This window comes from Kitasatospora sp. NPDC057500 (genome assembly GCF_042802195.1).
Taxonomy (GTDB): domain Bacteria; phylum Actinomycetota; class Actinomycetes; order Streptomycetales; family Streptomycetaceae; genus Kitasatospora.
On record NZ_JBHVER010000009.1, the window covers coordinates 59,468 to 70,481 of the forward strand.

Here is an 11,014-nt window from a genome sequence, read left to right on the forward strand (position 1 = left end):
CTGGCCTGGGGGCTCTGGGAGACCGGCCTCGGCGCCGCCCTGACCGACGCGCTGCGCGAGCGGCTGCGCCGGGGCGGGATCGTGCCGCTGCCCACCGGGGCCGCGCTCGACCTCTTCGACGCCGCCCTCCGGTCCGAGGCGGCGCTGCTCGCCCCGGTCGGCCTCGACCGGGCCGCGCTCGACCCGGCGGCCGCCGCCGGCCGGCTGCCGGAGCTGCTGAGCGGTCTGGTGCCGGTGCCTGTCCGGTCGGACACCCGTACGGCGGCCCACCCGGCCGCCGTCACCGCCACAGCCACCGCCACCGGCGGCGGCCGGGACCGCGCGCTGGCGCGCCGGCTGGCGGGACTGTCCGCCGCCGAGCAGACCCGTACGCTCCTCGGGCTGGTCCGCACACACGCCGTCGCGGTGCTCGGCCACGACAACCGGGCCGGGATCGGCGACACCCGGGCCTTCGGCGAACTGGGCTTCGACTCGCTCACCGCGGTCGAGTTCCGCAACCGCCTGGCCGCCGACACCGGCTTGCGGCTCGCACCCACGCTGGTCTTCGACCACCCGACGCCGCTGGCGCTGGCCGAGGCCCTGCGCGGCCGGCTCGCCCCCGAGGCGGCCGGGGGCGACGCCGCCCTGCTCGCCGGACTGGCCGCGCTGGAGGCCGGACTGGCCGCCGGAACCCCCGGGGAGGCGACCCGGACCGCCGTCGGGCTCCGGCTGCGGGCGCTGCTCGCCGACTGGGCGGGCGGCGCCGGACCGGCCGACAGCACAGCGGGCGCCGACACCGACGCCGACATCGCCGCAGCCGACGACGACGAGCTGTTCAGCCTGCTCGACAACGAACTCGGCGCGAACTGACCCCTCCCGGGCGGCCGGCGCGCCGGCCGCCCACCCGAACAACCCCACAAGGCAACTGGAGTTGGCGAGTACATGGACACCGAAGCGAAGCTCCGCGACTACCTCAAGCGGGCGACCGCCGACCTTCGTCAGGCCCGTCGCGACCTCGTCGACGTCCAGGAGAAGGCCGCCGAACCGGTCGCGATCGTCGGCATGGCCTGCCGCTACCCCGGCGGGGTGCGCACCCCCGACCAGCTCTGGGACCTGCTCGCCGCCGGCCGCGACGCGATCACCGGCTTCCCGCAGAACCGCGGCTGGGTGCTAGGGGAGGACGCCGACTTCACCCACGAGGGCGGTTTCCTCGACGACGCGGGCGAGTTCGACCCGGCCGTCTTCGGCATCTCCCCGCGCGAGGCGCTCGCGATGGATCCGCAGCAGCGGCTGCTGCTGGAGTGCGCCTGGGAGGCCTTCGAGCGGGCCGGACTCGACCCGCTCGGGGTCAAGGGCTCCCGCACCGGTGTGTTCGCCGGCGTCATGTACCACGACTACGCCGCCCAGTTGACCTCGCTGCCCGAGGGCGTCGAGGGCTACCTGGCCACCGGCACCTCCGGCAGCGTGGTGTCCGGCCGGGTCGCGTACACCTTCGGCCTCGAAGGCCCGGCGGTCACCGTCGACACCGCCTGCTCCTCCTCGCTGGTCGCCCTGCACCTGGCCGTGCAGTCGCTGCGCAGGGGCGAGTGCGCGATGGCGCTGGCCGGCGGCGTCACCGTGATGGCCGGCCCGAGCACGTTCGTCGAGTTCGCCCGGCAGGGCGGACTGGCCGCCGACGGCCGGTGCAAGCCGTTCGCGGCCGCCGCCGACGGCACCGGCTGGGGCGAGGGCGCGGGCCTGCTCCTGGTCGAGCGGCTCTCGGACGCACAGCGGCTGGGCCACCCGGTGCTCGCCGTGGTGCGCGGCAGCGCGGTCAACCAGGACGGCGCCTCCAACGGCCTCACCGCGCCCAACGGCCCCTCCCAGCAGCGGGTCGTCCTCGACGCGCTCGCCGACGCCCGGCTCACCCCCGCCCAGGTCGACGCGGTCGAGGCGCACGGCACCGGCACCACCCTCGGCGACCCGATCGAGGCGCAGGCCCTGCTCGCCACCTACGGCGGCGACCGGCGGGCCCCGCTCCGGCTCGGCTCGCTCAAGTCCAACCTCGGCCACACCCAGGCGGCGGCGGGTGTCGGCGGCATCATCAAGATGGTCCAGGCGATGCGGCACGGCGTGCTGCCGAAGACCCTGCACGTCGACGCGCCCTCCCCGCACATCGACTGGTCGGACGGCACGCTGGAGCTGCTCACCGAGGCCCGGGACTGGCCGGCCGGGGACGCCCCCCGCCGGGCCGCCGTCTCCTCCTTCGGCTTCAGCGGCACCAACGCCCACGTGGTTCTGGAAGAAGCACCGGTGGCGGTCCCGCCGTCCGACCCCGGCCTCGGCACCCGCACGGCCTCCGAGCCGCCGTCGGACGGTGCGGTGGTTGTCCCGTTGCCGCTGCCGCTGCCGCTGCCGTTGCCGTTGGCGGGTGCGGATGAGGCGGGGGTGCGGGCGTTGGCGTCGCTGGTGTTGGAGCGGGTGGTGTCGGGTGGGGTGTCGGTGGCGGATGCGGGGGCGACGTTGGCGGTGCGGGCGGGTCTGCCGGTGCGGTCGGTGGCGTGGGATGTGGAGGGGTTGGCGGCGGTGGCGGCCGGTGTGGGGTCGGTGGCGGGTTCGCTGTCGGGGTCCTCGGACGTGGTGTTCGTGTATCCGGGGCAGGGTGGTCAGTGGCTGGGTATGGCTGTGGGGTTGTTGGGGTCGGCGGTGTTCGCGGAGCGGTTGCGGGAGTGCGATGCGGCGTTGCGTCCGTTGGTGGGTTTCTCGGTGGAGGAGGTGTTGCGGGGCTCGGAGGAGTGGTTGGCGCGGGTGGAGGTGGTGCAGCCGGTGTTGTGGGCGGTGGGGGTGGCGTTGACGGCGTGGTGGGAGTCGCACGGCGTCACCCCGTCAGCGGTGGTGGGTCATTCGCAGGGTGAGGTGGTGGCGGCGGTGGTGGCGGGTGCGTTGTCGGTGGAGGAGGGTGCGCGGGTGGTGGCGGCGCGCTGTCGCCCGCTGGTGGGTCTGGGTGGTGAGGGCGGGATGCTGTCGGTGGGTGCCGCGGTGGCGGAGGTCGAGGGGTGGCTGGCGGGCGGTTGGGGTGATCTGGTGGTGGCGGCCGACAACGGTCCGTCGCAGGTGGTGCTGGCCGGTGGCCGTTCGCGGTTGGAGGGCTTCGCGGCGTGGTGTGAGGGGAGGGGTGTGCGGGCGCGGTTGGTGGAGGTGCGGTATGCCTCGCACTCGGCGCAGGTCGAGCCGGTCCGGGGGGCGGTCATGGCCGGGCTTGAGGGTGTGCGGGGTGAGCTGCCCCGTATCCCCTGGTACTCGACGGTGACGGGTGGGCAGGTCACGGAGGCGGTGGATGCCGCGTACTGGTGGCGCAACCTGCGCGAGCCGGTGCGGTTCGCCCCGGTGGTGGAGCAGTTGACGAAGGACGGGTTCCGGCTCTTCGCGGAGGTCTCCGGGCATCCGGTGCTGACGGTGGCTCTGGAGCAGTGCGCTCCGGAGGCCGGTGTGTGGGGCACGCTGCGGCGTGGCGAGGACGGTCCGGCCGCGCAGATCCGCGCGCTGGGCGAAGCCTGGGTACGCGGCGCCACCGTCGACTGGAAGCGCCGCCCGACCGACGGGCGCCACCTCCCCGACTTCCCCACCTACCCCTTCCGGCGGCGTCACTACTGGCTCACCCCCGAACCCGCAACCGGCGACCTCGCCGGAGCCGGGCTGGACGGCACCGGCCACCCCCTGCTGGCGGCCGCCGTCCGGCTGCCCGACTCCGACACGGTCGTCTTCACCGGACACGTCTCCCGGCAGGCACAGCCCTGGCTCACCGACCACGACGTGCTCGGCACCGTCCTGCTCCCGGGCGCCGCGGTGCTCGACCTGGCCCTCGCGGCCGGCGAGTGGGCCGATGCCCCGGTCGTCGAGGAACTGCTGCTGCGGGCCCCGCTGGCGCTGCCCGCGACCGGCGGCGCCGATCTGCGCGTCACCGTCGCCCCGGCCGAGCCGGGCACCGGCCGCCGCTCGGTCACCGTCCACTCCCGCCCGGACCGGGAGCAGTCCTGGACCGCGCACGCCACCGGCACCCTCCGCCCGGCCGGGCCGGCGTCCGAGCCCGCCGAGGACCGGGCTTGGCCGCCGCGTGACGCCGAGCCGGTCGACGCCGCCGACCTGTACGCCGCGCTCGCGGACACCGGCCTGGTGTACGGGCCGGCGTTCCAGGGCCTGCGCCGGGTGTGGCGGCGCGGCGGCGAGATCATCGCCGAGGTCGCCCTCGGGGCGGACCCCGGCGGCGAGGGAGGCGAGGGAGGCGCCGGTCTCGGCACCGACGGCTACGGCGTCCACCCGGCGCTGCTCGATGCCTGCCTGCACGCGCTGGCCGCCGGCGGACTGGTGGCCGGCGAGGACGGCGCCGCCCGGCTGCCGTTCGCGTTCAACGGTGTCCGCCTGCACGCGACCGGCGCTCGCTCGCTGCGCGTGCGGCTCACCACCGGCGAGGGCACGGAGACCGTCCGGCTGGCGGCCGTCGACGAGGCCGGGCTGCCCGTCCTCGACGTCGACGCGCTCGCCGTCCGCCCGGTCACCGCAGACCTGGCGGCCGCCGCCCCGGCCGCGCCGCCGCTGTACACCCTGGACTGGACCGACGCCGGCTGGCCCGCCGGCAACGGCGCCCCCGAACGCCCGCTGCCGACGGTCCTACTCGGCGCCGCGCTGCCCGAAGACGCCGCCGAGGTCCTGCTGCTGGACTGCACCGAACGGCAGGACCGCGCCGAACCCGGCACCGGCGGCCCGGACCCCGCCGAGGTGCGCGAGCGCGCAGCCGTCCTCCTGGCGACCCTGCAGAACCTGCTCTCCGACGAGCGCCGCGCCGCCACCCACCTCGTCGTGCACACCGACGGGGCCGTCGCCGCCGCCCCTGGGGACACCGTGCCGGGTCTGGCCTCCGCCGCCCTCTGGGGCCTGGTGCGTTCCGCGCAGAGCGAGCACCCCGGCCGCCTCACCCTCGTCGACGCCCCCACCGCCGAGCGCGTCCCGGACGTGCTCGCGGCCGGCCACCCCCAGGCGGCGGTCCGCGACGGGCGGATCCTGGTGCCCCGGATCGCCCGGTACGCCGGACCGGAGGGCCCGCTGCCCGACCTGGCCGCAGCCGGCACCGTCGTGGTCACCGGCGCCACCGGCACGCTCGGGCGCCTCGTCGCCCGGCACCTGGTCGAGGCGCACGGCGTCCGCGACCTGCTGCTGCTCTCCCGCTCCGGCGGGACCGTGGAGGTCGAGGGCGCGCGCGTCCGGGCGCTCGCCTGCGACGTCACCGACCGCGCCGCCGTCGCCGAGGCGCTGCGCGACGTCCCGGTCGGCGCGGTCGTCCACACCGCCGGCGTGCTCGACGACGGCCTGCTCGCCGACCTCACCCCCGATCGCCTGGACACCGTCCTGCGCCCCAAGGCGGACGCCGTCCGCAACCTCCACGAGGCCACCGCCGGCCGTCGGCTCGCCGCGTTCGTGCTGTTCTCCTCCGCGGCCGGCCTGCTCGGCAACGCGGGCCAGGCCAACTACGCCGCCGCCAACACCTGCACCGACGCCCACGCGGCCCGGCTGCGCGCCCTGGGCGTCCCCGCGGTCTCCCTCGCCTGGGGCCTGTGGGACACCGAGGAGGGCATGGCAGGGCGGCTCACCGAGGCCGACCGGCGGCGCCTGCGGCGCGGCGGCGTCCTGCCGCTGACGGCCGACCAGGGCCTGGCCCTGTTCGACGCGGCGCTGCGCGCCGACACCGCTCTCGCCGTCCCGCTCGCGCTGAGCCTGCCCGCGCTGCGCGCCACCGCCGACACCGGTCTGCTCCCGCCGGTCCTGTCCGCACTGGTCCGCACCGGGCCGCGCCGCGCCGCCACCGCCGCGGACGGCCCGGGCGGCTTCGCCCTGCGGCTGGCCGGCCTGTCCGAGGCCGAACGCGAGCAGACCGCCGTCGAACTGGTCCGCGGCACGATCGCCGCCGTCCTCGGCTTCGCCGCCGGCGGGGCCATCGACGCCAACCGGGCGCTGCGCGAGCTGGGCTTCGACTCGCTCACCGCCGTCGAACTGCGCAACCGGCTGAACGCCGCCACCGCGCTGCGCCTGCCGGCCACCCTGGCGTTCGACTACCCCAACGCCCGCGCCATCGCCCGCCATCTGCTCGACCGGGCGCTCGGTGCCGACCGGGCGGCCGGCCCGGCCCCCGCCCGGCGCGACCCGGCGCGCACTGACGAGCCGGTCGCCGTCGTCGCCATGGCCTGCCGCTTCCCCGGCGGGGTGCGCACCCCCGAGGACCTCTGGCAGCTGCTGCGCGACGGCGGCGACGCCATCTCCGGCTTCCCCACCGACCGGGGCTGGGACTTCGGCGACACCCGGTTCGCCCAGCGGGGCGGGTTCCTGCACGACGCCGGGGACTTCGACGCCGGGCTGTTCGGCATCTCCCCGCGCGAGGCCCTGGCCATGGACCCGCAGCAGCGGCTGCTGCTGGAGACCTCCTGGGAGGCGTTCGAGCGGGCCGGGCTCGACCCGCTGGGCCTGCGCGGCTCGCGCACCGGTGTCTTCGCCGGCCTGATGTACCACGACTACGGCACCGGCCTGTCCACGCTGCCCGAGGGCGTCGAGGGCTACCGCGCCACCGGCGTCTCCGGCAGTGTCGCCTCCGGCCGGGTCTCCTACGTCTTCGGCCTGGAGGGCCCGGCCCTCACCGTCGACACCGCCTGCTCCTCCTCGCTGGTCGCCCTTCACCTGGCCGCCGAGTCGCTGCGCCGCGGCGAGTGCGACCTCGCGCTCGCCGGCGGCGTCTCGGTGATGGCCAACCCGGGCACCTTCGTCGAGGTCGCCCGGCAGGGCGGCTCGGCCGCCGACGGCCGCTGCAAGCCGTTCTCCGCCGCCGCCGACGGCGCCACCTGGTCGGAGGGCGCGGGCGTCCTGCTGGTCGAGCGGCTCTCCGACGCGCTGCGCAACGGCCACCCCGTCCTGGCGGTGGTCCGCGGCACCGCCGTCAACCAGGACGGCGCCTCCAACGGCCTCACCGCCCCCAACGGCCCCTCCCAGCAGCGGGTCATCCGGGCCGCGCTGGAGGCCGCCGGACTCACCCCGCAGGACGTCGACGCCGTCGAGGCGCACGGCACCGGCACCCGGCTCGGCGACCCGATCGAGGCGCAGGCGCTGCTCGCCACCTACGGCCAGGACCGGCCGGGCGACCCGCTCTGGCTCGGCTCGGTCAAGTCCAACCTCGGCCACACCCAGGCCGCCGCCGGCGCCGCCGGACTGATCAAGACCGTCCTCGCGCTCGGCCACGGCGTACTGCCGCGCAGCCTGCACATCGACGCGCCCTCCCCGCACATCGACTGGGAGTCCGGCGCCGTCGCCCTGCTCGACACCGAACGGGCCTGGCCCGAGACCGGCCGCCCGCGCCGCGCCGCCGTCTCCTCCTTCGGCATCAGCGGCACCAACGCCCACGTCGTGCTGGAGCAGGCCCCGGCCGTGCCGCGGGCGCCGGAGAACCCGCCGCTGCCGCTCGTCCCGCTGCTGCTCTCCGGCCGGGACCGCGAAGTACCGGCCGTCCAGGCCCGCCGACTGGCCGCCTACCTGCGCGAGCGGCCCGAACTGCCGCCGGGCGACCTCGCCCACACCCTCGCCGGGCGGGCCCACCTGGAGCACCGCGCCGTCGCCCTGGGCGCCGACGCGCTGGCCGCGCTCGCCGACGGGCGCCCCTCGGCGGGCGTGGTCACCGGCGCGGCCGGACCGGCCGGCGGCGTCGTCATGGTCTTCCCCGGCCAGGGCGGCCAGTGGGACGGCATGGCGGCCGGCCTGCTCGCCGACTCCCCGGCCTTCGCCGAGCGCCTGCGCGCCTGCGACCGCGCCCTCGGCGCCCACCTCGACTTCTCCGTGGAGGCGGTCCTCCGCCAGGAGCCCGGGACCCCGTCCCTGGAGCGGCTCGACGTCGTCCAGCCGGTGCTGTTCGCCGTCATGGTTTCGCTGGCCGCCTGGTGGCAGTCGCACGGCGTCACGCCCGCCGCCGTCGTCGGGCACTCGCAGGGCGAGATCGCGGCCGCCTGCGTCTGCGGCGCACTCACCCTGGAGGACGCGGCCCGGATCGTCGCGCTGCGCAGCCGCGAGCTGATGGCGATCGCCGGCGCCGGCGCGATGCTCTCGGTCGCCGCACCCGAGGCCGACGTCGCCGCCCGGATCGCCGACCGCACCGACGAGCGGGGCCGGCCCCTGCTGGAGATCGCCGCCGTCAACGGACCGGCCTCGGTGATCGTGGCCGGCGACGCCGCGGCCGTCGACGAACTGGCCGCCCGCTACGAGGCGGACGGCGTGCGCGCCCGCCGGGTCAAGTCCAGCGCCGCCGGGCACTCCGCCCAGGTCGAGGCCGTCCGCGAGCGCGTCCTGGACGGGCTCGCCCCGGTGCGGATCGGCGCCGGCCGGGTGCCGTGGTACTCCACCGTCCGGACCGAGCCGATGACGCCCGAGGAGGGCGCCGGCTACTGGTACGACAACCTCCGGCAGCCGGTCCGGTTCGCCATGACCGTCGAGCGCCTGCTCGCCGACGGCTACCGGCACTTCGTCGAGGTCAGCGCGCACCCGCTGCTCACCGCCGGCATCCAGGACGTCGCCGCCGCGACCGGCGGCGCGGCCGTGGCCGGCACCCTGCGCCGCGACGAGGACGGCCCCGGCCGCCGCCTGCGCGCCCTCGCCGAGGCCTGGGCCGTCGGCGTGCCGGTCGACTGGTCCACGGTGCTCACCGGCGCCCGCCGCGCACCGGACGTGCCCACCTACGCCTTCCGGCGGCGCCGCTACTGGCTCGCCGACGAGCCCGGCACGGCCGCCGACGGTCCCGACGACGGCTTCTGGTCCGCGGTCGAGGCCGCCGACGCGGGGCTGCTCGGCCGCACCCTCGGTGTCGACCCCGAGGACCTCGCCCCGGTGCTGCCCGCGCTCGCCGACTGGCGCCGCGGCCGCCAGGAGCGCTCCCAGCTGGACTCCTGGCGGTTCCGGATCGCCTACAAGCAGGTGCCGGAACCCGAGCCCGGCCGGCTGTCCGGCACCTGGCTGGTGCTCCACCCGGCCGACGGCGACCCGGGCGACAGCGATTCGGCCGGCACCGATCCGGGCGCGATGACGGCCCTGCTGACCGGCGCCGGCGCCGAGGTCGAGCACGCCACCGCCGTCGACCGGCAGACCCTGACGGCCCGCCGCTACTCCGGCGTCGTCTCCCTGCTGGCGCTGCGCGACGACGACCGGGCGGTGCTCGACACGCTCGCGCTGTTCCGAGCCGCCGGCGGCCTCGACACCCCGCTGTGGACTGTCACCCGGGGCGCCGTCTCCGCGGCCCCCGGCGACCCGGCCGCCAGGTCGGCCCCCGCCCAGGCCTGGGCACTGGCCCGGACCTTCGCACTGGAGCACCCCGAGTCCTGGGGCGGCCTGATCGACCTGCCGACGACCCTGGACGGCCGCGCCGCCGGCCGGGTGGCGGCCGTCCTGGCCGGCCTGGACGACGAGGACCAGGTCGCCGTCCGCCCCGGCGGTGTGCTCGCCCGCCGCCTGCTGCCCGCGCCGGCCGACCCGGCCGCCCCGCTGTGGGAGCCGCGCGGCACCGTCCTGATCACCGGCGGCACCGGCGCGCTCGGCGCCCACGTCGCCCGCTGGGCCGCCGGGTCCGGCGCCGACCACGTCGTGCTCACCAGCCGCCGCGGCGAGGCCGCCCCCGGCGCGGCCGAGCTGCGCGCCGAACTGGCCGCGCTCGGCGCCCGGGTGACCGTCGCCGCCTGCGACAGCGCCGACCGCGACCAGGTCGCCGCCCTGCTGGCCGGACTGGACGGGCCGGTCACCGCACTGGTCCACGCCGCCGGCACGCTCAGCCCCGGACTGCTCGCCGACGCCACCGAGGAGGAGCTGGCCGACGTCCGCTCCGGCAAGTGCGACGGCGCCGTCCACCTGCTCGACCTGCTCGACCCCGCCCACCTGGAGCAGGCCGTGCTGTTCTCCTCCAACTCCGGCGTCTGGGGCAGCGCCCGGCAGGGCACCTACGGCGCGGCCAACGCCGCCCTCGACGCCCTGGCCGAACAGGCCCGCGAACGCGGCCTGCCGGTCACCTCGGTGGCCTGGGGGCTCTGGGACGGCGGCGGCATGGCCGAGGACACCGGCGGCGAGGAGTACATGCGCCGGCGCGGATTCCGGGGCATGCCGCCCGAGACCGCGATCCTCGCGATGCGGCAGGCCGCCGGGGCCGGCGACACCTTCCTCGCCGTCGCCGACGTCGACTGGACGGCCTTCGCCCCGGCCTTCGCCTTCGCCCGCCCCCGCCCGCTGATCGCCGACCTGCCCGAGGTCCGGGTCCTGCGGGAGAGCGCCGAGGCCGCCCCGCCGGCCGACGCCGGGGCGCAGCTGCGCGCGCGGCTGGCCGCCGCGCCCCCGCACGAGCACGAGCAGATCGCGCTGGACCTGGTGCGTGGCCACGCCGCCGCCGTGCTCGGCCACGACGGCCCGGAGGCGGTCGAGGCCCGCCGCCCGTTCAAGGAGTTCGGCTTCGACTCGCTGACCGCCGTCGACCTGCGCAACCGGCTCACCGGCGCCACCGGCGTGGCCCTGCCCGCGACGCTGGTCTTCGACCACCCGACGCCGACGGCGGTCGCCGCCCTGCTGCTCGAACGCCTGGTGGACGGCGGCGGCGCCGGCCCGGAGCAGGTGCTCACCGCGCTCGACCGGCTGGCCGAGGCGCTGGCCGCCGCCGCCGGCGACACCGCCCTGCGGCTGCGGGCGACCATGCGCCTGCGCGGCCTGCTCGACGGCCTCGACGGAGACGACGGAGACGACGGGCGGGCCGGGGGAGCGGAGCAGGAGTCGGTCAGCAGCCGGCTCGAAGCGGCCGACGCCGACGAGGTGTTCCGCTTCATCGACGAGCTCGGCATCCAGTAGGACGAGCCGGCCCGGCCCCCGACCGGCCGCAGGGGGGCAGGGGAGGGGTAGGGGTAGGCCGCCGCCGAGGCGGCGGCCTACCTTCGGCCCAGGCTGGCAGGGGTGCGGACAGCGCTCCGGCGGCCCCCCGAATTCCCCTCCGGCGCTGCGCGCC

2 pseudogenes are annotated in these 11,014 nt (G+C 77.4%); both read left to right on the top strand.

Annotated features, from left to right (window positions below):
* Window positions 1-444: 444 nt before the first annotated feature.
* Window positions 445-849 (top strand): annotated as a pseudogene (locus tag ACFU74_RS03545) (acyl carrier protein); the annotation flags it as partial.
* A 102-nt stretch (window positions 850-951) separates the two neighbouring features.
* Window positions 952-10,860, top strand: a pseudogene (locus ACFU74_RS03550) (type I polyketide synthase); the annotation flags it as partial.
* Between the last annotated feature and the right edge of the window lie 154 nt (window positions 10,861-11,014).